This window comes from Streptomyces sp. NBC_00464 (assembly GCF_036013915.1).
Classification (GTDB): Bacteria; Actinomycetota; Actinomycetes; order Streptomycetales; family Streptomycetaceae; genus Streptomyces.
In genome coordinates this window covers 2,925,060-2,948,179 of record NZ_CP107899.1, presented here as the reverse complement: position 1 = coordinate 2,948,179, position 23,120 = coordinate 2,925,060, and the positions used below count along the sequence as shown (strand labels likewise).

The window sequence follows — 23,120 nt, the reverse complement described above, 5'->3', positions numbered from 1 at the left end:
TTTGAACTGTGGAGAACCTGATTGCGCTGCTCGTCGCGGCGCCCCTGCTCGGAGCGGCGGTGCTGCTCTGCGGCGGCCGACGCCTTGACCGCGTGGGCCACTGGCTCGGCACCGCGCTCGCCGGCGCCTCCTTCGTCGTCGCCGTGGTGCTCTTCGCCGACATGCTGGGCAGGAGCGCCGACGACCGCGCGCTGCACCAGATGCTGTTCAGCTGGATTCCGGTCGAGGGCTTCCAGGCCGATGTGGCCTTCCAGCTCGACCAGCTGTCGATGACCTTCGTACTGCTGATCACCGGTGTGGGCACGCTGATCCACATCTACTCGATCGGCTACATGGAGCACGACGAGCGCCGGCGCCGCTTCTTCGGCTATCTGAACCTGTTCCTCGCGGCGATGCTGATCCTGGTCATCGCCGACAACTACCTGCTGCTGTACGTCGGGTGGGAGGGCGTCGGTCTGGCGTCGTACCTGCTCATCGGCTTCTGGCAGCACAAGCCCAGTGCGGCCACCGCCGCGAAGAAGGCGTTCCTGGTCAACCGGGTCGGCGACATGGGCCTGTCGATCGCGATCATGCTGATGTTCACCACCTTCGGCACCTTCGCCTTCGCCCCTGTCCTGGAGGCCGCCGAAGGCGGTCAGGCGAGCGAGGGCAAGCTGACGGCGATCGGCCTGATGCTGCTTCTCGCCGCATGCGGCAAGTCGGCCCAGGTGCCGCTGCAGTCCTGGCTCGGTGACGCGATGGAGGGCCCGACCCCGGTCTCGGCCCTGATCCACGCCGCCACCATGGTCACCGCGGGCGTCTATCTGATCGTCCGCTCCGGCGCGATCTTCAACGGCGCTCCGGACGCCCAGCTGGTCGTCGTGATCGTCGGAGCGGTCACGCTGCTCTTCGGGGCGATCGTCGGTTGCGCGAAGGACGACATCAAGAAGGCTCTCGCCGGGTCGACGATGTCGCAGATCGGCTACATGATCCTGGCCGCCGGGCTCGGCCCGATCGGCTACGTCTTCGCGATCATGCACCTGGTGACGCACGGCTTCTTCAAGGCCGGGCTCTTCCTCGGCGCCGGTTCGGTCATGCACGGCATGAACGACGAGGTGGACATGAGGAGGTACGGCGGCCTGCGGAAGTACATGCCGGTCACCTTCGTCACCTTCGGACTCGGCTACCTCGCGATCATCGGCTTCCCCGGTCTGTCCGGCTTCTTCTCCAAGGACAAGATCATCGAGGCGGCCTTCGCCAAGGGCGGCACCGAGGGCTGGATCCTCGGCGCGGTCACGCTGCTGGGTGCCGCGATCACCGCGTTCTACATGACACGCGTGATGCTGATGACGTTCTTCGGCGAGAAGCGCTGGCAGCCGGACGCGGAGGGCCACGACCCGCATCCGCACGAGTCCCCGAAGTCCATGACCATCCCCATGATCGTCCTGGCGTTCGGCTCGGTGTTCGCCGGAGGGTTCTTCTCCATCGGTGACCGCTTCCTGCACTGGCTGGAGCCCGTCACGGGTCACAGCCACGGGGACGCCCCGGTCAGCGCGACCACCGTCACCGCCGCCACCATGGTGGTGCTCGTCATCGGTGTCGCCATCGCCTGGGCGATGTACGGACGCAAGGCCGTGCCCGCAGTCGCCCCGCGCGGCTCGCTGCTCACCAGGGCGGCCCGCCGCGATCTCCTCCAGGACGACTTCAACCACGTGGTCCTGGTCCGCGGCGGCGAGCACCTCACCCGCTCCCTGGTCTACGTCGACCACTCGCTGGTCGACGGCGTCGTCAACGGCACGGCCGCCTCCATGGGCGGGCTCTCCGGCCGGCTGCGCAAACTGCAGAACGGCTACGCCCGCTCCTACGCGGTCTCGATGTTCGGCGGTACGGCGGTCGTCATCGCCGCGACCCTGCTGATGAGGGCGGTCTGATCACATGTCCTTTCCCCTCCTGACAGCGACGGCGGCGCTCCCGGCGATCGGTGCGGTCGCCACCGCCGCCGTCCCGGCCGCCCGGCGCACCGCCGCCAAATGGCTGGCGCTCGCCTTCTCGCTGGGCACCCTGGTGCTGGCGGGTATCGCGCTCGTCCGCTTCGAACCCGGCGGCAGCCGCTACCAGCTCACCGAATCGCACGCCTGGATCAAGGACTTCGGCGTGCGGTACGAGCTGGGGGTGGACGGCATCGGGCTGGCGCTCATGGCGCTCACCGCCCTGCTGATCCCCTTCGTCATCCTGGCCGGCTGGCACGACGCCGACCCCCTGGAGACGAACTCCTCCCGCTGGCGCCCCACCCAGGGCTTCTTCGCCCTGATCCTGATGGTGGAAGCGATGGTGGTCCTCTCCTTCGTGGCCACCGACGTCTTCCTCTTCTACATCCTCTTCGAAGCCATGCTCATCCCGATGTACTTCCTCATCGGCGGCTTCGGCGACCGGGCCCACGCCGGGAGCGACGAGAACGCCGCCGCGCAACGCTCGTACGCGGCAGTCAAGTTCCTCCTCTACAACCTGGTCGGCGGCCTCATCATGCTGGCCGCGGTGATCGGGCTGTACGTGGTCACGGGGACGTTCTCGCTCTCCGAGATCGCCGCGGCCCGCGCCGACGGCTCGCTCTCCATGGCGACGAGCACCGAGCGCTGGCTCTTCCTCGGGTTCTTCTTCGCCTTCGCGGTGAAGGCCCCGCTGTGGCCGCTGCACACCTGGCTGCCCAACGCCATGGGCGAGGCGACCACGCCGGTCGCCGTGCTGATCACCGCGGTCGTCGACAAGGTCGGCACCTTCGCGATGCTGCGCTTCTGCCTCCAGCTCTTCCCGGAGGCCAGCAAGTGGGCCACCCCGGTGGTCCTGGTCCTCGCGCTGATCAGCATCATCTACGGGGCGCTGCTCGCCGTCGGCCAGCGCGACATCAAGCGGCTGATCGCCTACGCGTCGATCTCGCACTTCGGCTTCATCATCCTGGGCATCTTCGCCATGACCAGCCAGGGCCAGTCGGGCGCGACGCTCTACATGGTCAACCACGGCATCTCGACGGCCGCGCTGATGCTGGTGGCGGGCTTCCTGATCACCCGGCGCGGTTCGCGGCTCATCGCCGACTACGGCGGAGTGCAGAAGGTGGCACCGGTCCTGGCCGGCACCTTCCTGATCGGCGGTCTGGCCACGCTGTCGCTGCCGGGGCTCGCTCCGTTCGTCAGTGAGTTCCTGGTCCTGGTCGGTGCGTTCGCCGCGTATCCGGCGGTCGGCATCATCGCCACCACCGGGATCGTGCTCGCCGCGATCTACGTCCTCGTCCTCTACCAGCGGACGATGACGGGACCGGTCAAGGCCGAGGTCCAGGGCATGGCGGACCTCAAGGTCCGTGAGCTGGTGGTGGTCGTCCCGCTGATCGCGCTGCTGATCTTCCTGGGCGTCTACCCGAAGCCGCTGACCGAGATCGTCAACCCGGCGGTGCAGCACACCATGTCCGACGTACAGAAGAAGGACCCCCAGCCCGAGGTGGAGGCCGCCAAGTGAGCGCAACAGCTGTCCACAGCCTGTGGACAATGGCGGGCGGGGTGACATCGGCCGCCCCGGACGAGAAGTTCAAGGCCCCGGTCATCGAGTACACCCAGCTGACCCCGGTCCTGATCGTGATCGGAGTCGCCGTCCTGGGCGTGCTCGTCGAGGCCTTCGTGCCGCGCCGGGCCCGCTACTACACGCAGGTCTTCCTGACCGTCGTCGCGCTGGTCGCCGCGTTCGCCGCGGTGATCGGCCTGGCCGCCGCCGGATACGGTACGACAAAGGCACACATCGCCGCGATGGGCGCCATCGCCGTCGACGGGCCCGCCCTGTTCCTCCAGGGCACCATCCTGCTGACGTCGCTGGTCGCCGTCTTCACCTTCGCCGAACGGCGGCTCGACCCCGAGTCGCACGGCAGCCGAGTCGACTCGTTCGCCGCACAGGCCGCTTCGGTCCCCGGCAGCGACAGCGAGAAGGCCGCGGTCAAGGCCGGGTTCACCACCACCGAGGTCTTCCCGCTGCTCCTCTTCGCGGTGGCGGGCATGCTGGTCTTCCCGGCGGCCAACGACCTGCTGACACTCTTCGTGGCCCTGGAAGTCTTCTCGCTCCCGCTCTACCTCCTGTGCGCCGTCGCCCGCCGCAAGCGGCTGATGTCGCAGGAGGCCGCGGTGAAGTACTTCCTGCTCGGCGCCTTCTCCTCGGCGTTCCTGCTCTTCGGGATCGCGCTGCTCTACGGATACGCGGGCTCCGTCTCGTACGCGCAGATCGCCACCGTCGTCGACGGCTCGATCCAGCAGATCGACCCGGCGCTCGCCGACACCATGGGCAACGACGTGCTGCTGCTGATCGGCGGCGCGATGCTCCTGACCGGTCTGCTCTTCAAGGTCGGCGCCGTCCCGTTCCACATGTGGACCCCGGACGTCTACCAGGGCGCCCCGACCCCGGTCACCGGCTTCATGGCCGCGGCCACGAAGGTCGCCGCGTTCGGTGCGCTGCTGCGCCTGCTGTACGTGGTGCTGCCGGGCCTCACCTGGGACCTGCGCCCGGTCATGTGGGGCATCGCGATCGTCACGATGGTGGGCGGAGCGATCGTCGCCATCACCCAGACCGACATCAAGCGGCTGCTGGCCTACTCCTCGATCGCGCACGCCGGATTCATCCTCGCCGGTGTCATCGCGGCCACCCCGCAGGGCATCTCCTCGGTGCTCTTCTACCTGGCCACGTACTCCTTCGTGACGGTCGGCGCCTTCGCCGTCGTCACCCTGGTGCGTGACGCGGGCGGCGAGGCGACGCATCTGTCGAAGTGGGCCGGACTCGGCCGGCGCTCCCCGCTGGTCGCCGCGGTCTTCGCGGTGTTCCTGCTGGCCTTCGCCGGTATCCCGCTCACCTCGGGCTTCTCCGGGAAGTTCGCGGTGTTCAAGGCCGCGGCCGAGGGCGGTGCGGGCGGCCTGGTCGTCGTCGGTGTGATCTCCTCGGCGATCGCCGCGTTCTTCTACATCCGGGTCATCGTGCTGATGTTCTTCAGCGAGCCGAAGGCGGACGGCCCCACGGTCGCCGTCCCGTCCCCGCTGACGATGACCACGATCGCGGTCGGTGTCGCGGTCACCCTGGTGCTGGGCCTGGCCCCGCAGTACTTCCTGGACCTGGCGAGCCAGGCCGGAGTGTTCGTGAGGTAGGCGGACGCACCACCGCTTCGACAGCGCCGGACGGGCTTGGAAGTCAAGCCCGTCCGGCTTTGTCGTAGGCGGCGCCTATCGTGGCAGGGGAGAGCGCAGGGACAGAACGGGACCAGTCGTCGGGGGAACAGAGCGATGAGCATGACGGGCGGGACAGGCGTGACGGACATGACCACTGACGCGACCACGGGCGTGACCGAGAGCGAGGCGCGGCAGACGCTGCACCGGGTCTTCGGCTACGAGACGTTCCGCGGCGAGCAGGAAGCGGTCGTCGACCATGTGGTGACGGGCGGAGACGCCGTCGTGCTCATGCCGACCGGCGGCGGCAAGTCCCTCTGCTACCAGATCCCGTCCCTGGTCAGACGGGGCACAGGCATCGTCATCTCCCCGCTGATCGCCCTGATGCAGGACCAGGTGGACGCGCTGCGGGCGCTCGGCGTGCGGGCCGGGTTCATCAACTCCACGCAGGACTTCGACGAGCGCCGCTCGATGGAGGCCCAGTTCGTCGCCGGTGAGCTGGATCTCCTGTACCTGGCGCCGGAGCGGCTCCGCCTGGACTCCACGCTCGGCCTGCTCTCCCGCGGCGAGATCTCCGTCTTCGCGATCGACGAGGCGCACTGTGTCGCCCAGTGGGGCCACGACTTCCGGCCCGACTACCTGGCCCTGTCCGTGCTGGGCGAGCGCTGGCCCGACGTCCCGCGCATCGCGCTCACGGCGACGGCGACCGAGGCCACGCACCGGGAGATCACCCAGCGCCTGGGCATGCCCGACGCCAAGCACTTCGTGGCCGGCTTCGACCGTCCCAACATCCAGTACCGCATCGTGCCCAAGGCCGACCCGAAGAAGCAGCTGCTGTCCTTCCTCAAGGAGGAGCACGAGGGGGACGCGGGCATCGTCTACTGCCTCTCGCGCAACTCCACGGAGAAGACCGCCGAGTACCTCTGCCGCAACGGCATCGAGGCCGTGCCGTACCACGCGGGTCTGGACGCCGGCACCCGCGCGGTCCACCAGTCCCGCTTCCTGCGCGAGGAGGGCCTGGTCGTCGTCGCGACGATCGCGTTCGGCATGGGTATCGACAAGCCGGACGTGCGCTTCGTCGCCCACCTGGACCTGCCGAAGTCGGTCGAGGGCTACTACCAGGAGACCGGCCGGGCCGGCCGTGACGGCGCCCCGTCCACGGCCTGGATGGCGTACGGACTCCAGGACGTCGTCCAGCAGCGCAAGCTCATCCAGGGCGGCGAGGGCGACGAGGCGTTCCGCCGCCGGGCCGCCGCGCACCTGGACTCGATGCTGGCCCTGTGCGAGACCGTGCAGTGCCGCCGGGCCCAGCTGCTGAAGTACTTCGGCCAGGACCCCACCACAGCTTCCTGCGGCAACTGCGACACCTGCCTGGCCCCGCCCGAGACCTGGGACGGCACCGTGGTCTCCCAGAAGCTGCTGTCCACGGTGGTGCGGCTGAAGCGGGAGCGCGGACAGAAGTTCGGCGCCGGCCAGATCATCGACATCCTGCTCGGCCGCAAGACCGCGAAGGTCATCCAGTTCGACCACGACCAGCTCTCGGTCTTCGGCATCGGCGAGGAGCTGGCCGAGGCGGAATGGCGGGGCGTGGTCCGGCAGTTGCTGGCCCAGGGCCTGATCGCCGTCGAGGGCGAGTACGGCACGCTGGTGCTCACGGAAGAGAGCGGCACCGTGCTCGGCCGCGAGCGCGAGGTGCTGCTGCGCAAGGAGGCGAAGCAGGCCACGTCGTCCCGCTCCTCCGCGTCGAAGGGCGAGCGGAAGGGCAAGGCGGCGGCCGCCGACCTCCCGGAGGCGGCGGTCCCGGTCTTCGAGGCGCTGCGCGCCTGGCGCGGCGCCCAGGCGAAGGAGCTGGGCCTCCCGGCGTATGTGATCTTCCACGACGCGACGCTGCGCGAGATCGCGACCCTGCGCCCGTCGTCGCTCGGCGAGCTGGGCGGGATCAGCGGCCTGGGCGAGAAGAAGCTGGCGACGTACGGGGAGGGGGTGCTGGAGGTCCTGGCAGGGCTCTCGGGGCTCCCGGACGAGGCGGAACCCGCGGCACCGGCGGAGGCGCCCCGGCCCTCTGCTCCCGCCACCCCGGCCGCGTCAGCGGCCCCCGACCCGGAGTTCGGCTGGGACGAGGAGCCGCCGGAGTTCGACTGAGGCGGAGGGAGGGGGTGCGGCGGATCTACTGCGGGTCCGCCGCCCGGCGGCGCGAGACGATCGCGGTGAGGTCGAGATCGACGGGGAAGGGCGCGGAGACCTTCATCCGGTCGTGGAAGATCCCGGTGGAGGTGTAGGCCCCGGTCGCCGGCTCCAGTTCGAAGACGTAGACGACCGCACGGCCGTCCTGGTTCTCCACCCGCCAGTAGTGCGGGATCCTCGCCCGCGCGTACTTCACGGGCTTGGTCTCCCGGTCGCGGGTGACGGACTCGTCGGACACGACCTCGATCGCGAGCAGCACGCTGCTCGCGGGGAACCGGGTCTGCCGCAGACTCTCGACCGCGTCGCCGCGGACGACGACCACATCGGGTTCGGGCCGGTTCTGGAAGTCGACGTCGATGGTGAATTCCCGGAAGACCTCCAGATCGAGCGGTGCCAGCGACTGCAACTGCCATTTCAGGTAGTCGATCGCCCGCTCGTGGAAAACGGTCTGCGGACCCACGAAAACCAAGCTCCCGTCGATCAGCTCCGTGTGCGGAGGCAGATTCGGGAGTGTGTCCAGGTCATCGGCGGTCCAGCCGCCCACGGGCGGAACCGCCCACCGCGGCTCGGGGGCCTCGGGTTCGACGCTCATCAGTGCTCCCATAAGCCGGAGTCTGGCGGGTCCGTCCAGCGTATCCGCACAGAACCGGCACGGGCCTGCCTGAACGTGTGAACGAGTCACGCGCCGTTGACCGCCATCCCTCTCCCCGCATAGGCCCGCACATCCGCGTCCGGGTCCGCCACCGCCCCCGCCAGGGCCTCCCGCGCCGCCGCGTGCCCCGGGTGACGCAGCAGCGCCAGCACCGCCGCCTTGCGCACATCGGCGTTCGGGTCGGCCAGCGCACCGGCCAGCGGGCCGGTCGCCTCCTCCGGATCCGCCGAGGACAGTGCCGTCGCCGCGCCCGCGCGTACCCGCCAGGCCGGGTCCGTCAGCGCGGCCACCGCCCGCTCGGCGTACGCCGCCGGGCACCCCGTCCCCGCAAGCGCGGCCAGAGCCGCCGCCCGCACCAGCGCGTCCGGGTCGTCCAGCAGCGGAGCCAGCGGATCCGGGGCGGGGGAGCGGACAGCGGCCAGCCCCTTCGCCACCGCCACCCGCACCTCGCGGGCCGGGTCGGCGGCGGCCAGGGCCAGCCCCTCCACCGCGTCCACGGACACCAGGGCCCGGACGGTCTCGACCCGTACATCGAGATCCGGGTCGGTGAGCGTGGCGCCGTACAGCTCCGCATCGCCGAGCCGCAGCGCCCGCAGCGTGTCCAGGGCGGCGGCGCGGACCACCGGGTCGGCCGAGGAGAGCGCGGTGACCAGGGGCGTGCGCAGGGCGGGCGAGGGTTCCAGCACCTCGACCAGTTCCCGCAGGGACGCGGCGACGGCCGTGCGGACGGGGGCGGCCGGGTCGGCGAGCGCGGCCGCCAGGGCGGGGCCCGCGCCCGTCGGGGTGGACTCCGTGAGCGCGGCGACGGCGGCGCGGCGGACGGCCGGGTCGGGGTCGGCCAGGTAGGGGGTGAGGGTCGCCAGTTCCGGCTCGTCCTCGTTCAGGGCCAGCAGCTCCAGAATGCGCGGGGAGGTGGAAGGGACCGGCCCGGGGGCCTCCGGCGCGCGCGTACGGGCGGACGTGGACACCGGCGCCGCGTCCCGCGCACCCGCAGTCCCCACCCCCTCCGGCTCCACCTCGCCGATCCGCCGTACCGGCCCGCCGGCCGGGGCGAAGCCCTCCACCGGAACCAGGTACGGCGCCACCGGCCGGGCCGTGAACTCCATCGCGCCCGAAGCCGACTTGTACAGGTCCAGGTGGTGGAACCAGTCCGCGTCGTCCCGCTCCGGATGGTCCGTGCGCTCGTGGTAGAGGCCCCAGCGGGACTCCGTACGGGCGAGCGAGGAGCGGGCCGCCATCTCCGCGCAGTCCCGGATGAACGACACCTCCGCGCACCGCATCAGCTCGTGCGGGGTCTTCGCGCCCATCTCCGCGAGGTCCGTCCGCATCCGCTCGAACGACTCCAGGGCGATCGAGAGCCGGGCACCGGACTTGGGCGGGGCCACGTAGTCGTTCACGAAGCGGCGCAGCTTGTACTCGACCTGCGGCTGCGGAGGCCCGTCCGGGTTGCGCAGCGGCCGGTAGACCAGCTCGTGGGCCGCGTCGAGCTGGTCGGCCGGCAACTCGCCCTCGTACGCGGTGAACCGGGCCGCGTCCTCGCCCGCCAGATCGCCGAAGACGAACGCGCCGATCATGTAGTTGTGCGGTACGCAGGCGAGGTCGCCGGCCGCGTAGAGGCGGTCCACCGTGGTGCGGGCGTGGTCGTCGACGCGGACGCCGGAGGCTGAATGGCCGCCGCACAGTCCGATCTCGGAGATGTGCATCTCGATGTCGTGGGTGCGGTAGTCGTGGCCGCGTCCCGCGTGGAACGTGCCGCGGGTCGGCCGCTCGGTGGAGTGGAGGATCGTCTCCAGCGCGCTGACGGACTCCTCCGGCAGATGGCTCAGTTTCAGGTAGACCGGTCCCCGGTCGGAGGCTACCTCCGCCGCGAACTCCGCCATCATCTGGCCCGACCAGTAGTCGGAGTCCACGAAGCGTTCGCCGTGCCGGTTGACCTGATAGCCGCCGAAGGGGTTGGCGACGTAGGCGCAGGCCGGGCCGTTGTAGTCCTTGATCAGCGGATTGATCTGGAAGCACTCGATGCCGGTCAGTTCGGCGCCCGCGTGGTACGCCATGGCGTAGCCGTCACCGGCGTTGGTGGGGTTCTCGTACGTACCGTAGAGGTAGCCGGAGGCCGGCAGGCCGAGTCGTCCGCAGGCACCCGTGGCGAGGATGACTGCGCCCGCCCGGACCGTGACGAACTGTCCCGTGCGGGTGTTGAAGCCGGCCGCGCCGATGGCCCGGCCGTCGTCGCCGGTGAGGATGCGCACCGGCATGACGCGGTTCTCGATGCGGATGCGCTCGCGCATCTCGCGGCGGCGCAGCTGCCGGTAGAGGACCTTCTTCACGTCCTTGCCCTCGGGCATCGGCAGCACGTACGAGCCGGAGCGGTGGACCTGGCGGACCGCGTACTCGCCGTGCTCGTCCTTCTCGAACTTCACCCCGTACGACTCCAGCCGGCGCACCATCGCGAAGCCACGCGTCGCGGTCTGCCGGACGGTGGACTGGTCGACGATGCCGTCGTTGGCGCGGGTGATCTCGGCGACGTAGTCGTCGGGCTCGGCGCGGCCCGGGATCACGGCGTTGTTCACTCCGTCCATGCCCATGGCGAGCGCGCCGGAGTGCCGGACGTGCGCCTTCTCCAGCAGGAGGACCGAGGCGCCGTGCTCGGCGGCGGTGAGGGCCGCCATCGTGCCGGCCGTACCGCCGCCGACCACCAGCACGTCGCAGGAGAGTTCCTCGGCGTCGGCGAGGGCGGGGATCTGCACGGGAGGGCCTTTCAGGAGAAGGAAGTTCAAGGAGTGAGGGATTCCAGGACCTCGCGGCGCAGCGCGACCGTCGCCGGATCGGCGTGGGCGGCGCGTTCGCGCGGACGGGGCACGGGCAGCACCCGGCCCGTCGGGAGCAGCGCGAGGCGATCGCCGAGGAACAGCGCCTCGTCCACGTCGTGCGTGACGAAGACGACCGTGGCGCCGCTGCCCCGCAGTACCTCGACGAGCAGCTGCTGCATCCCGGCCCTGGTCTGGGCGTCGAGCGCGCCGAACGGCTCGTCCATCAGGACCGCGCGGGGCCCGGCCGCCAGGGCACGGGCCAGCTGGACGCGCTGGCGCTGACCGCCGGAGAGCCGGTGCGGGAGCTTGGCGGCGTGCTCGGCGAGGCCGACCCGGGCCAGCCAGTCCTCGGCGCGCTCCCGTCGTTCGGCGCGCCCCATCCCCTGGATGGCGAGGGGCAGTTCGACGTTGGCGCGGACCGTGCGCCAGGGGAGCAGCGCGTCGTCCTGGAAGACGAGGGCCCGTTCGGCACGGGGCGCGGTGACGGGTTCGCCGTCCTGGCTCACCTCGCCGCCGAGCGCCGGCAGCAGCCCGGCCAGGGTGCGCAGCAGCGTCGACTTCCCGCAGCCGGACGGGCCGACGACGGTGAGGACCTCGCCGGGTACGACGTCGAGGTCGACCCCGTCCAGGACGGGCACCCCGGCCCGGCCGAGCGTGGCGTCGCGCAGGGTGAGCCGGACACCGTGGAGGTTCGTGCTCATGAACGCACCCGTTCCTGTGCTGTACGGACCGAGGGGACGGCGGTCGCCGCCGGGGCGGGCCGGCGGCGTGCGGGAGCCACCGGGCGGTTCTCCGTGCGCGGCAGCCAACGGGTCAGCCTGCGGCCGAGCAGCTCCACGGCCGTCGAGGTCAGCCAGCCGAGCAGCCCGATGGTGGCCATGCCGACGAAGACGCCCGGATAGTCGACGACGGTGTAGTCCTGCCAGGTGCGGTAGCCGACCCCGTACTCGCCGGAGATCATCTCGGCCGAGATGACGCAGATCCACGACACCCCGATGCCGACGGACAGCCCGCCGAGGATGCCGGGGAGCGCGCCGGGCAGCACGACGGACCACAGGATCCGCCACCGTCCGCCGCCCATCGTCAGGACGGCCTCCTCCCACACCGGCGTCAGTGCCCGCACCGCGTGCCGGGTGGAGACCATGACCGGGAAGAACGCCGCGGTGCAGGTGATGAAGACGATGCCCTGCTCGTTGCTGGGGAAGAGCAGGATCGCGACCGGGACGAGCGCGATCGCCGGGACCGGGCGCAGCACTTCGAGGACCGGGCCGAGCAGATCGGCGGCGAGCCGCGAGCGGGCGATGGCTGTGCCGACGGTGACCCCGAGGACGGCGGCCAGCGCGAAACCGGTGACGATCCTGGTCAGGCTGTCGGTGAGGTCCTGCCAGTACGCGTCGCCCGTGATCCGGTCCGCGTAGGCGCGGGCCACCTCCGTGACCGTCGGGAACTGTTCGAAGCGCAGCCACAGGTTGATGTCGTAGGAGGTCAGTGCCTGCCACAGACCGAGTGCCGCGACCAGCGAGAGCGCGCGTCGGACGAGGGACCACCGGCCGCCGCTCATGACACGCCCCGGGCCAGGCTCAGCGCGGTGGCGTACGGGACCGTGCGGGCGCCGGCGTGGGCCCGCACATCGGCGTGGGCCGCGGACTCGGTGACGTAGGGCCGCAGCGCGTCCCCGTCTGCGACCCACACCGCCCGGTCCGCGAACCAGAGCGTGCCGGTGGACGCGTCGGGGACGTACGCCACCCGGACCGCGTCGCGGTGCGCGGCCACGTACCGCAGTAGTTCGGCGGAGGTGGCGTACGACGTCGTGGTGTCCTTCCCCTTCGGCCAGACCTCGCCGCCGCGACGTGCGGGCGGGCCGGCGGCGAGGGCCTTCGCGTAGCCGGAGCCGTACACCCGCTTCACATAGCTGTCGTCGACGAACGCGTCCACATCCACGTCACCGACGAGCTTCGCCGAGCGCAGCACCGGGACGTCCTTCTTCAGCGCCGCGATCAGGGCGGGCTTCAGCGTGGTGTCGAAGGTGGCGATGCCCTGGGCGCCGTTGTAGAGGTGGACGACCTCGGCGGGCAGCCCGGTCGCCTTCGCGACCGACTCGGACGCCGCCACCGGGTGCTCGTGCAGATAGTCGGTCGCCCGGCCCTGGGCGCGCAGGAAGTCCTCCACCACGGCGGACCGCTTCGTGGCGAAGTCCTGGCGGACCGTGACCCCGTGGAAGGTCGGCAGCTTCAGCTCGGCGCCGTCGTACAGTGCCTTCGCCCGCCCCTGGAAGGCGAGCAGTCCGGGCCAGGCGACGAACTGCGAGAGGGCGTCGGCGCTGCCGGCCTGGAGCGCCGAAGCGCCCACCGCGGGCTGCTGGTTGAGCTTGCGGATGTCCTTCTCCGGGTCGAGCCCGGCCTGCTGGAGCGCGCGGACGAGGGTGCCGTCCGCTGCCGATCCGACGCTGGTGGATACCTTCTTGCCGCGCAGGTCGGTGAGCGAGTCCAGCTTCGAATCCGGTCCGGTGACCACCGTGTTGAGGCCGCCGGCCAGGTTGTAGCCGGTGACCGAGACGAGCCGGGTGGGGCGGTCGAGCTGCTTGCCGCGGGCCGCGTTGATGAGCAGGGGGAAGTCGCCCATGGAACCGATGTCGATCTTTCCGGCGGTCATCTGCGCGGTGATCGGTGCGCCGGTGGCGTAGTCCTGCCACTTCACCTCGTACGTGACGCCGTCCCGCTCACCGCGGCTGCGCAGTTCGTCCTCGAAGTAGCCGAGGGAGCGCAGCAGGGTGCCGGCGGTGACCGTGTTGATGGTCCGTGACTGGTAGCCGACGGTCACCGTGACCGTGCCGCTGTCGTCCGCGCTCGCCCCGCCGCCGCAGCCCGCGGTGAGCATCACGAGCAGCGCGGCGCCGGACAGCGCGCCGAATGCCTTGCTTCGCATGGGAGTCGGGCCTTTCAGCGCAGGAGGTAGGGCATGTTGACGGTCACCGCTCCGGTGGGGCACCTGGCCGCGCAGGGGCCGCAGTACCAGCACTCGTCGACGTGCATGTAGGCCTTGCCGTTGTCCGGGTGGATGGCGAGGGAGTCGAGCGGGCACATGTCGACGCAGAGGGTGCAGCCGTCGATGCACTTCGACTCGTCGATGGTCACGGGCACGTCGGCCCGCTGGGGCGCCAGAGGCATGGCGGGGCTCCAGGGAAGGGGTGTTCGGACGGGCGGTAGGGAGGCGAAGGCCGGGTCAGCCGGTCCGGTGCAGCACGCCGTTCATGCTGATGCGGTCGCCGCGGAACCGGATGAACTCCAGGTCGACGGGGCGTCCGTCGGCGAGATGGGTGAGGCGCTCCAGCATCAGGACGGCGGAGCCGCGCGGGGTCTCCAGGACGGCGGCGGAGTGCGCGTCGGCGTTGACGGCCTCCAGGGTGATGTCGGCGCTGCCCAGCGGCTGCCCGGTCAGTGACTCCAGCAGCCGGAACACGTCGGTGTTCTCCAGATCGGAGCCGAGCAGCCCGGCGCCGAGGTCCATCGGGACATAGGTGAGGTCGAGGGAGAGCGGCAGCCCGTTCAGCAGCCGGCGGCGCTCGATGTAGAGCACGTCGGTGTGCTCGTCGACGCCGAGCCGCCGGGCGACGGGGGCGGGTGCGGGGACCGGTCCGACGGTACGGACCTCGTTGGTGACCCGGCCGTGTTCGTGCAGGGTCTCGGCGAGTCCCTGGAGCCGGTCCACGGCGTGCGGGTACTTCTCGCCGACGACGACGGTGCCGACGCCCGGCTGCCGTTCGACGATCCCCTCGCCGCGCAGCAGATCGAGGGCCTGGCGGACGGTGTTGCGCGAGACGCGGTAGTCGGTGCCGATGGTGTCCTCGTACGGCAGGACGCCACCGGGGAACGCACCCGTGCGCACCTGGTGGCGCAGCAGGTCGGCGAGGAGCCGGGCACCGTCCGCGCGCAGCCGGCGCCGGCGGGCGGCGGCGACGGGCACGGTGTGCTCACGGATGCGTTCGGCTGGCATGCGGTGGACCATACCGACGCCGTGGGGGAGATGGTGTTGCCGCAGTGTTGCGCCACTTGGGGGCCGTGATGGAACGGCTGTGACCTGCGGTGACGCCTCTGACCGGGGCAAGATCTGCCACCCGGGGGCCGTACGGGGAGCTCCTAGTTCCCCGCCTGGTTCGCCCGGTCCCGGCGGATGTTGCGCTGCACCGCGAGGGCAGGCCAGCTTTCCCGGATCAGGCGGCGCATCGCACCCCGGTCGGCGCGGCCGTCGCCGGCGTGGCGGGTCAGGCCGGCGGCCGCGACGAGCGCGGCGAGCGCCCGGCTGCGGGGGTCGGGGAAGCCCTCCTGCTCAGCGGCGGTGTAGCGCCAACGGGCCTGCTCGGCCACATCCTCCGCCGCCACCGGGTGGCGGTGGTACGGCACCAGACCGAGGAGGCGGCGGGTCTCCCGGAGCAGGATGCCCTGCCGCACCAGGGACTCCAGATACATGCCCCCGACCTGCCGTGCGGCGCGCCGGACCCAGCTCCTGGCCGAGGCCCCCGAACCGCGCCCGCCCTTGCCCGGCGCGGGCAGGCTCGGCATCAGCGCGGCCAGGAGCGGGTCCGGCGGCTCCAGCGGGTCGACCACCTGGATCTCGCCGCGTTGTCCGGCGATCCGCCCCTGCAGCTCCAGCTCCGCGAGGGCCGCCCCGGCCAGCGCGTACTCCAGGAAACGGTTGCGGCAGTACGGCTTGCCGCGCTGCGGGTCCAGCGCGAGCAGCAGCAGTTCCTCGGGCAGCGTCGGTCCGGGGCCGGGAGGCTGGGTCATGGTGCCGGTACGATCCGTCCGGTCACCTCGCCGAGACCGACGCGGGTGCCGTCCGGGCCGGGGGCCCAGGCGGTGATGGTCACCGTGTCGCCGTCCTCCAGGAACGTTCGCTTGCCCTCCGGGAGTTCGAGCGGATCGCGCCCGTTCCACGTGAGTTCGAGCAGGGAGCCCCGCTGGGCCGGCTGGGCGCCGCTGATGGTGCCGGAGCCGTACAGGTCACCGCTGCGCAGCGAGGCGCCGTTGACCGTCATCTGCGCCAGCTGCTGGGCGGCCGTCCAGTACATGGTGGTGAACGGCGGCTCGGAGACCACCTGGCCGTTGATCGCGACGGAGAGCCGGAGGTCGAAGCCGCCGGGCTCCTCGTCGTCCGCGTCGTCGAGGTAGGGCAGCAGCGGGAAGTCGCGGGCGGGCGGGGCGGTCCGGGCGGCGTCCAGGGCCTCCAGCGGTGTCACCCACGCCGACACGGAGGTGGCGAAGGACTTGCCGAGGAAGGGGCCCAGCGGGACGTACTCCCAGGCCTGGATGTCCCGCGCCGACCAGTCGTTGAGCAGCGACAGGCCGAAGACGTGCTCGCGGAAGTCGGCCAGCGGTACCGGCCGGCCCTGCTCCGAGCCGACGCCGACGACGAAGCCGACCTCGGCCTCGATGTCCAGCTTGACGGACGGGCCGAAGACGGGAGCCGGGTCGGCGGGGGCCTTGCGCTGTCCCGACGGGCGCACCACGTCCGTATCCGAGACCACGACGGTGCCCGCGCGGCCGTGGTAGCCGATCGGCAGGTGCTTCCAGTTGGGGGTGAGGGCGTCGCCGTCGGGGCGGAAGATGCGGCCGACGTTGGTGGCGTGGTGCTCGCTGGCGTAGAAGTCCACGTAGTCCGCGACCCGGTAGGGCAGGTGGAGGGTCACCGACTCGACGGGATGCAGCAACGGTTCGATGTCCGCGCGGTGGGCCGGCACCGTCACCCACGCGGTCAGGGCCCGGCGCACATCGCTCCAGGCGGTGCGGCCGGCCGCGAGCAGGGGCATCAGGTCGGGCTGGGCCAGCAGTTGCGCGTAGGGCGAACCCAGCGCGTGCGCGGCCGCCCCGGCGTCCAGCACGTGGTTGCCGATGCGGACGCCGACCCGCCGCTCGTCGGGCCGGTCGGTGGTGGAGAAGACACCGTACGGAAGGTTGTGCGGGCCGAAGGGATCGCCCTCGGCCAGTTCGAGCGGGCTGCTCTGCTCGGGCATCTGTTGCTGCCTCGCTTTCCAGGTCGCTGTGGGGGACACGTTACGTGGGGGACATCCCCCGGCGGCAGTGCCTCAATCATCCCCAATGCCCGGAAAATTCCGCCGTGTCCCCGTGAACACGGGGACACGGCGGTGGGGTTCACCCCGCTGTGCGCGGAATCCGCTTCTCCCAGGTCCGGTGGAAGACGACCTCGTCGCCCTCCTTGCAGACGACCTCGTTGGAGGTGATGAAGTCGTCGGCGTCGGCGGAGATCTCGGAATGCGTCTCGACCAGCACGTCCCAGGCCATCTCCGGCCGGTGCAGCCGGACCGTCCAGTCGGATCGGGTGCGCGCGGAGAGCGGGTCGCTCTCCTGGATCGTGTACGTCTCCACCGCGTCCTCGGTGAACTCCAGGCCGTCCGGATAGACCCGGGTGCCGCCGTAACGCGGGTCGACCTCCATCCGCCACTCGCCCTTGGCGACATCGCGCACGACCAGCCGCTCGGGGCGCTGCTCGTCGAGCGTGACGGGGAAGACGACGCCGAGCGGCTCCGACTGCTCGGGCTCCTCGAAGCGGATCGAGGGGTCCTCGGTGTGCCGGCGCACCGGGAGTTCGACGAAGCTGCCGTCGGCGTCCAGGGTGAAGCCCGCCGAGCCTGCCTGCGGCCAGATCCAGGGCCAGTACGAGGAGGAGACCGCGAGCCTGATCCGGTGGCCGGGCGGGAAGGTGTGCCCGATGCCGTTCAGGTCGAAGGTGACGTCCTCGGTCTCGCCGAGGGGCCAGTCCTCGGTGCGGTCCCGGCCGTCGCGGGCGGCGAGGTTGAGGACGCCGCGGGTGACGAGGGTGGAGGAGCCGTCGGGGGCGACATCGCAGAGCCGGGCGATGGCCTGGCCGCGCGGCACGTCCATCCGGATCCGCAGCTTCACCCGGGGGCGGCCCAGGATCTCGATCGGGGCGCCCTCGACGGGGAACTCGAAGCACACCGACTTGGCGTCCTCGTCACGCTGGTCGGGCGGCAGGTCGGCGTCGTTGCCGAACGGGAAGAACCGCCCGGCGTCCAGCCCGGTCTGCTGCGGCGAGTCGACGATCTGCGGCCCGCCCTGGAGGGCGTACGCGACCGGCGCCACGTTCTCCGAGGGCCAGCTGGTGTCCCCGACCCAGCGGCCGGGCAGCGTCTCGTACACCGTGGCCGGCCGGTGCGACTCGCTGATCCAGGACCGCAGCAGCGGCTCCTTCATGACGCCGGTGTCGTGGTCCTTCAGATGCTGGTCCCACCAGCGCAGCGTCTCCTGGAGGAAGCCGATGCCGGGACCGGGCGGCAGCCCGCGGTCGGGGTACTGGTGCGACCAGGGCCCGATCAGCCCGCGGACCTTCGCCGGGTCCAGGTGCTCGACGAGCCGGAGCACGGTGTCGCGGTACGGGTCGTGCCAGCCGCCGACCGCGAGGACGTTCGCCTTGATGGCGGAGTAGTCCTCGCAGACGCTGCCGTGCTTCCAGTAGTCGTCGCGTGTCTGGTGGGCCAGCCAGGTGTGGATGAAGGGGTCCACGGCTTCGAGCCGGTCCAGCCACATCTGCCGCCAGTCGTCGCCGACGTCCGCCGGGTCGGGCGGCCGGCAGACGAAGGCGAGCATGGTCGCCGCCCAGGCGTGCATGTCCACGGCGAGGACCGAGCCGCCCATGTAGTGGACGTCGTTGTCGTAGCGGTCGTCGGCCGAGCAGACGGTGACGATCGCCTTCAGCGGCTCGGGGGCGAGCGCGGCGATCTGGAGCGAGTTGAAGCCGCCCCACGAGATGCCGAACATGCCGACCCGGCCCGAGCACCACTCCTGCTGGGCCAGCCAGTGGATGACGGCCACTCCGTCGGCGAGCTCCGTCGCGTCGTACTCGTCGCCCGGCATCCCCTCGCTGTTGCCGTGGCCGCGGACGTCGACCCGGACCGAGGCGTAGCCGTGCCCGGCGTACCAGGGGTGGCGTTGCCAGTCGCGCGGCGCGGTCCAGTCGCTCAGCCGGTACGGCAGGTACTCCAGCAGCGCCGGGACGGGTTCGTCCGTCACCGGCCGCCAGATCCGGGCGTACAGCTGGGTGCCGTCCGGGAGCGGGATGTAGATGTCCTCGCGGGTGGTCTCGTACGGGAAGGAGGTCTGGATGTGCATGGGGGTACCTCAGTGGACGGGGTGCATGGTGCGCTTGAGCCAGGGTGCGGCGGCGATGACGGCCACACCGGCCACCACCGCGATAGCGCCATTGACACCGAAGTAGGCGGGGTTGGAGACCTCGCCGTACAGCTTCACGATCTGGGCCTGGATGCCGTTGGCGAGGGCCAGCGAGAGGAACCAGAGCGCCATCGTCTGGCTGGCGAACGCCTTCGGGGCGAGCTTCGTGGTGGCGGACATGCCGGAGGTCTCCAGCAGGATGTCGCCGAGCCCGAGCAGCAGGTACGAGCCGACGATCCACCAGGCGGCCATCTTGTAGGTGTCGTCGGCGTGCCCGGAGGTGGGCAGGACCATCAGCAGGAACGAGAGCCCGCCGAGGATCACCCCGAACGCGATCTTGTTGGACGCGTGCGGCTGGCGGGGCCCCATCTTCGCCCAGACGGCCGCGACCACCGGAGCGAGTGCCACCTCGAAGGCGCCGAGCGCGGAGGCGTACCAGCTGGCCGGGAAGTGGAAGCCGAAGATCTCCGTGCGGGCGTTGGTCGACGCGAGCAGCATCATCGTCGAGTACGCCTGGAAGAGGATGAAGTTGAAGACGACGGAGGCCAGGAACAGCACCACGTAGGGGCGCAGCCTGCCGCGCTCCTCCGAGGTGACCCGGGGACTCCTGAACATCACCACGAAGTACACGACCGGCGCGATCACGGACACGATCGTGAGCAGGTCGACGAAGCGGTCCATGGTGAGCCAGCCCGCCAGGGCCAGCGCGGTGGCCAGCGCGGCGACGACGAGCACGCCGACGACCATGAGCCGGATCGCCCGGCGCATGGGGCCGGGGGCCAGCGGGAACTCGGCGGCGTTCTTACGCCCGGCCAGGTGACGGCGGCCCAGTACGTACTGGATCAGGCCGAGCGTCATACCGAAGGCGGCGGCCGAGAAGCCCCAGTGCCAGCTCGCGTGGTCACCGAGCCAGCCGGTGATCAGCGGGCCGAGGAAGGCGCCGATGTTGATGCCCATGTAGTACAGGGCGAAGCCGGCGTCGCGGCGCTCGTCGTCGGTGCGGTAGAGCTTGCCGACCATGGTGGCGACATTGGGCTTGAGCAGGCCCGTTCCGGCGCTGATCAGGCCCAGGCCGACCCAGGTCATGGTGTCGGTGGGCACCGCCATGGAGTAGTGCCCGAAGGCGATGAGGATGCCGCCGTACAGGACGGCGCGGTACGAGCCGAGGATGCGGTCGGCCAGCCAGCCGCCGGCCACGGAGACCAGGTAGACGAGGGTGCCGTAGGCGGCGGAGACGGACGCGGCGGTGCCGGCCTCCATCCCCATGCCGCCGTTGGCGACGGTGTCGGCGAAGTAGAGGACCAGGATGGCCTGCATGCCGAGGAACGAGAACCGCTCCCAGACCTCCAGGCCGGACAGGGTCATCAGGCCCCGTGGCTGGCCGAAGAAGGCATGGTCGTCGCCCGGCGGTGGCTGGGTGGGCTCGGTGTCTGCGGCTGTGTGGGACAAAGGGACAACTCCTGATCGTATGAGCTGATCCCGAACATACCGGCGGTGGCGGGAAGGCGCCCACGGTGATCCAAAGGGGACCGGATACGCTGACTTGAGTGATGACAGCGACACATCGACATTCCGTGTGATCGTCAGCAGACAGGAGATCCCCTCGTGACCGTCGTCGGGCCGTTCGGACTGAGCGTGCGGGACCAGGCTCTTGAGGCCGGTGTCCAGGCCGGTTTGGCTGCTGTCGAGTCGGGGCTGCTCGATGCCACCAAGAGCGAGGTGCCCTTCATCACGGAGGCCGCACAGCACCTCGTGCGCGCGGGCGGCAAGCGGTTCCGGCCCCTGCTGGCGATGCTCGCCGCCCAGTTCGGTGACGCGGACGCCCCGGGCGTGGTGCCCGCCGCCGTGGTCGTCGAGCTGACGCACCTCGCGACGCTGTACCACGACGACGTGATGGACGAGGCCGACGTGCGGCGCGGAGTCGACAGCGCCAATTCCCGCTGGGGCAACTCGGTGGCCGTGCTGACCGGCGATTTTCTCTTCGCGCGCGCGTCGCACATCCTGGCCGACCTCGGCCCCGAGGCCGTCCGCATCCAGGCGGAGGCGTTCGAGCGCCTGGTCACCGGCCAGATCCTGGAGACCGCGGGCCCGCGTGACGGGCGCGACCCGGTCGAGCACTACCTCGACGTGATGCGCGGCAAGACCGGCTCGCTGATCGCCGTCGCCTGCCGGTTCGGCGCGATGATGTCCGGCGCCGACGAGTCGGCGACCGACATCCTCACCCAGTACGGCGAGCGCCTCGGCGTCGCCTTCCAGCTCGCCGACGACGTCCTCGACATCGCTTCCGACTCCCACGAGTCCGGCAAGACCCCCGGCACCGACCTCCTCGAAGGCATTCCGACCCTGCCCGTTCTCCACCTGAGGGCGCAGGCCGCGGCCGACGGCAAGCCGGACGACCTGGAGCTCGTCGAGCTGCTGGACAGTGATCTGAACGAGCCGGGCCGGCTCGACGAGGCGCTGCGCCGACTGCGCGCCCACCCGGCGCTCGACCAGGCACGACGCGACACGGTCCGGTACGCACAGGAGGCGCGGGCCACCCTCATGCCGCTGCCCTCGTGTTACGCCAAGGACGCCCTCGAAGAGATGTGCGACGCCGTGGTGCACCGCGCGGGCTGAGTGCCTTCCGCCTGAACCCCTACTGGTTGGTGCAGGAACCGCCTCCCGGTGTCATCCCGGAGAGGTACGCGGAGTTGCTCCCGCGGGCTGACGCCTTCAGCCGCCCGATTTGGTCAGATGGAGGACAACCACTCCTGACCAAAACGGGTGAGAATGGCGGCACGGAGTGGATGAGTGCATCCGGACGGAAGCCGCCGACCACGGAGGTAGGGCACACATGGCACCGAACGACAGCGCAGGCACCAACGGCACGGCAGCGCCCGGCACCAAGGGCGCCGTCGTAGGCCGTCGGAAGGCGGTGCGCTACATCGTCCCGTTCGCGGTGGCGGGGGTGGCGGCCGCGACGATCGGTCTGGTCCCGGCGCTCGCGAGCTCGGGAGACCCCGATCTGCCGGAGATCACCGCGCAGGAACTCATCGAGAAGATCGCCGCCTCGGACACGCAGCAGCTCTCCGGCACGGTGAAGATCAGCACCGACCTCGGCATCCCGTCGCTGGGCGGGCTGGCCGGCTCCTTCATGCCGGACGGCGCGGGCGACAAGGGCTCGGCGAGCGCCGACCCGCAGACCAAGCTGACGGAGCTGGCATCCGGCACGCACACCCTCCGGGTGGCCGCCGACGGCCCCGACAAGCAGCGGGTGTCCATCCTGGACAAGGCCTCCGAGTACAGCCTGATCCACAACGGGGACCAGGTCTGGGCGTACGACAGCAAGTCGAACGCGGTCTACCACGCACAGAACGCCGGGAACGCACACGACAAGGCCGGCCGGGGCAAGGAGCAGGCCGCCCCCGACGGCGTACCCACCACTCCGAAGGCCCTGGCCGAGCAGGCGCTGAAGGCCGCCGACGGCACCACGTCCGTCACGGTCGACGGCACCGCGCAGGTCGCCGGGCGTGACGCCTACCGGCTGGTCATCAAGCCCGAGCAGAGCGGCTCCACGATCGGCTCGATCACCGTCGCGGTCGACGCGGAGAACGGCGTACCGCTCAAGTTCACCCTGCAGCCCAGCGGCGGCGGCAAGGCGGCGGTCGACGCCGGGTTCACCTCGGTCGACTTCGGCAAGCCCGACGCGTCCTCGTTCTCCTTCACCCCGCCCAAGGGCGCCGAGGTGACCGAGGCGGACGAGGCCGAGGGACACGGGAAGGCCGAGGCCGAGAAGGCGAAGGGCGACCTGAGCGCGCTCGAAGGCATGAACGTGATCGGCAAGGGCTGGAACACCATCGCCGAGATCAAGACCCCCGGCGGGGCGGCCCTCCCGTCGGCGGAGTCGGGCGACGTACCGGCCGAGGCGCAGCAGTTCCTGGACGCCCTCGGCGACAAGGTCACCGGAAAGTTCGGCTCGGGCACGGTCTTCAAGACCCGCCTGGTCAACGCTCTGATGACGGACGACGGCCGCGTCTATGTCGGCGCGGTCACCAAGGACGCGCTGGTGAACGCGGCGAACAACGCCGGCTGACACCACGTCGTTCGCAGTCTCGTGCACCGGCAC

General features: G+C 70.9%; 17 protein-coding genes. 6 read left to right on the top strand and 11 right to left on the bottom strand.

What is annotated here, in order from left to right; all coding sequences use genetic code 11:
• Window positions 1-8: 8 nt before the first annotated feature.
• The 4 genes from nuoL to recQ all read left to right on the top strand — a co-directional run bounded on the left by nuoL (window position 9) and on the right by recQ (window position 7,307).
• Window positions 9-1,910, top strand: coding sequence for an NADH-quinone oxidoreductase subunit L (nuoL, locus tag OG912_RS12920; protein WP_327709452.1), 1,902 nt, complete (start codon window positions 9-11; stop codon window positions 1,908-1,910).
• Between the two features lie 4 nt (window positions 1,911-1,914).
• Window positions 1,915-3,486 carry an NADH-quinone oxidoreductase subunit M gene (locus tag OG912_RS12915; RefSeq protein ID WP_327709451.1) on the top strand — a complete coding sequence of 524 codons (1,572 nt, stop codon included), beginning with the start codon at window positions 1,915-1,917 and terminating at the stop codon, window positions 3,484-3,486.
• Window positions 3,483-5,147 carry an NADH-quinone oxidoreductase subunit NuoN gene (nuoN, locus tag OG912_RS12910; RefSeq protein ID WP_326738035.1) on the top strand — a complete coding sequence of 555 codons (1,665 nt, stop codon included), beginning with the start codon at window positions 3,483-3,485 and terminating at the stop codon, window positions 5,145-5,147. The genes OG912_RS12915 and nuoN overlap by 4 nt, the downstream gene beginning before the upstream one ends.
• A 141-nt stretch (window positions 5,148-5,288) precedes the next feature.
• Entirely contained in the window at window positions 5,289-7,307 is a 2,019-nt protein-coding gene (gene recQ / locus OG912_RS12905) for a DNA helicase RecQ (protein ID WP_327709450.1), read from the top strand.
• Window positions 7,308-7,332: 25 nt separating this feature from the next.
• On the opposite strand, the gene OG912_RS12900 is transcribed toward recQ, so the two are convergent.
• The 11 genes from OG912_RS12900 to OG912_RS12850 form a co-directional block, all read right to left on the bottom strand.
• A complete protein-coding gene (locus OG912_RS12900) occupies window positions 7,333-7,941 on the bottom strand; it encodes a Uma2 family endonuclease (RefSeq protein WP_327709449.1) in 609 nt (202 codons plus the stop codon).
• Window positions 7,942-8,027: 86 nt separating this feature from the next.
• Window positions 8,028-10,748 (bottom strand): fumarate reductase/succinate dehydrogenase flavoprotein subunit, encoded by a 2,721-nt coding sequence (locus OG912_RS12895; RefSeq protein WP_327709448.1) that lies wholly within the window; start codon window positions 10,746-10,748, stop codon window positions 8,028-8,030.
• Window positions 10,749-10,774: 26 nt separating this feature from the next.
• Window positions 10,775-11,512 carry an ABC transporter ATP-binding protein gene (locus OG912_RS12890; protein ID WP_327709447.1) on the bottom strand — a complete coding sequence of 246 codons (738 nt, stop codon included), beginning with the start codon at window positions 11,510-11,512 and terminating at the stop codon, window positions 10,775-10,777.
• Window positions 11,509-12,372 carry an ABC transporter permease gene (locus OG912_RS12885; RefSeq protein ID WP_327709446.1) on the bottom strand — a complete coding sequence of 288 codons (864 nt, stop codon included), beginning with the start codon at window positions 12,370-12,372 and terminating at the stop codon, window positions 11,509-11,511. Before OG912_RS12885 ends, OG912_RS12890 begins: the two co-directional genes overlap by 4 nt.
• A complete protein-coding gene (locus OG912_RS12880) occupies window positions 12,369-13,736 on the bottom strand; it encodes an ABC transporter substrate-binding protein (RefSeq protein ID WP_327709445.1) in 1,368 nt (455 codons plus the stop codon). Before OG912_RS12880 ends, OG912_RS12885 begins: the two co-directional genes overlap by 4 nt.
• Window positions 13,737-13,750: 14 nt before the next feature.
• Window positions 13,751-13,978, bottom strand: coding sequence for a 4Fe-4S dicluster domain-containing protein (locus OG912_RS12875; RefSeq protein ID WP_327709444.1), 228 nt, complete (start codon window positions 13,976-13,978; stop codon window positions 13,751-13,753).
• Between the two features lie 55 nt (window positions 13,979-14,033).
• Window positions 14,034-14,804, bottom strand: coding sequence for a GntR family transcriptional regulator (locus OG912_RS12870; protein WP_327709443.1), 771 nt, complete (start codon window positions 14,802-14,804; stop codon window positions 14,034-14,036).
• A gap of 143 nt (window positions 14,805-14,947) precedes the next feature.
• Window positions 14,948-15,595, bottom strand: coding sequence for a GPP34 family phosphoprotein (locus OG912_RS12865; RefSeq protein ID WP_327709442.1), 648 nt, complete (start codon window positions 15,593-15,595; stop codon window positions 14,948-14,950).
• Window positions 15,592-16,821 (bottom strand): fumarylacetoacetase, encoded by a 1,230-nt coding sequence (fahA, locus tag OG912_RS12860; RefSeq protein ID WP_327709441.1) that lies wholly within the window; start codon window positions 16,819-16,821, stop codon window positions 15,592-15,594. Before fahA ends, OG912_RS12865 begins: the two co-directional genes overlap by 4 nt.
• Before the next feature lie 139 nt (window positions 16,822-16,960).
• Window positions 16,961-18,955, bottom strand: coding sequence for a CocE/NonD family hydrolase (locus OG912_RS12855; protein ID WP_327709440.1), 1,995 nt, complete (start codon window positions 18,953-18,955; stop codon window positions 16,961-16,963).
• 9 nt (window positions 18,956-18,964) lie between these two features.
• A complete protein-coding gene (locus OG912_RS12850) occupies window positions 18,965-20,464 on the bottom strand; it encodes a peptide MFS transporter (protein ID WP_327709439.1) in 1,500 nt (499 codons plus the stop codon).
• A 156-nt stretch (window positions 20,465-20,620) separates the two neighbouring features.
• Between OG912_RS12850 and OG912_RS12845 the strand changes: the two genes are divergently transcribed.
• Together OG912_RS12845 and OG912_RS12840 are read left to right on the top strand one after the other, a co-directional pair.
• Window positions 20,621-21,631 carry a polyprenyl synthetase family protein gene (locus tag OG912_RS12845; RefSeq protein WP_326738048.1) on the top strand — a complete coding sequence of 337 codons (1,011 nt, stop codon included), beginning with the start codon at window positions 20,621-20,623 and terminating at the stop codon, window positions 21,629-21,631.
• A 217-nt stretch (window positions 21,632-21,848) separates the two neighbouring features.
• Window positions 21,849-23,087, top strand: a complete 1,239-nt coding sequence (locus OG912_RS12840) for a LolA family protein (protein WP_327709438.1) — start codon at window positions 21,849-21,851, stop codon at window positions 23,085-23,087.
• Window positions 23,088-23,120 lie beyond the last annotated feature (33 nt).

Coding starts and splice junctions, on each gene's coding strand:
- OG912_RS12915 (WP_327709451.1), top strand. CDS start 1,915: ATGTCCTTTCCCCTCCTGACAGCGACGGCGGCGCTCCCGGCGATCGGT.
- recQ (WP_327709450.1), top strand. CDS start 5,289: ATGACGGGCGGGACAGGCGTGACGGACATGACCACTGACGCGACCACG.
- OG912_RS12900 (WP_327709449.1), bottom strand. CDS start 7,941: ATGAGCGTCGAACCCGAGGCCCCCGAGCCGCGGTGGGCGGTTCCGCCC.
- OG912_RS12890 (WP_327709447.1), bottom strand. CDS start 11,512: ATGAGCACGAACCTCCACGGTGTCCGGCTCACCCTGCGCGACGCCACG.
- OG912_RS12885 (WP_327709446.1), bottom strand. CDS start 12,372: ATGAGCGGCGGCCGGTGGTCCCTCGTCCGACGCGCGCTCTCGCTGGTC.
- OG912_RS12880 (WP_327709445.1), bottom strand. CDS start 13,736: ATGCGAAGCAAGGCATTCGGCGCGCTGTCCGGCGCCGCGCTGCTCGTG.
- OG912_RS12875 (WP_327709444.1), bottom strand. CDS start 13,978: ATGCCTCTGGCGCCCCAGCGGGCCGACGTGCCCGTGACCATCGACGAG.
- OG912_RS12870 (WP_327709443.1), bottom strand. CDS start 14,804: ATGCCAGCCGAACGCATCCGTGAGCACACCGTGCCCGTCGCCGCCGCC.
- OG912_RS12865 (WP_327709442.1), bottom strand. CDS start 15,595: ATGACCCAGCCTCCCGGCCCCGGACCGACGCTGCCCGAGGAACTGCTG.
- fahA (WP_327709441.1), bottom strand. CDS start 16,821: ATGCCCGAGCAGAGCAGCCCGCTCGAACTGGCCGAGGGCGATCCCTTC.
- OG912_RS12855 (WP_327709440.1), bottom strand. CDS start 18,955: ATGCACATCCAGACCTCCTTCCCGTACGAGACCACCCGCGAGGACATC.
- OG912_RS12840 (WP_327709438.1), top strand. CDS start 21,849: ATGGCACCGAACGACAGCGCAGGCACCAACGGCACGGCAGCGCCCGGC.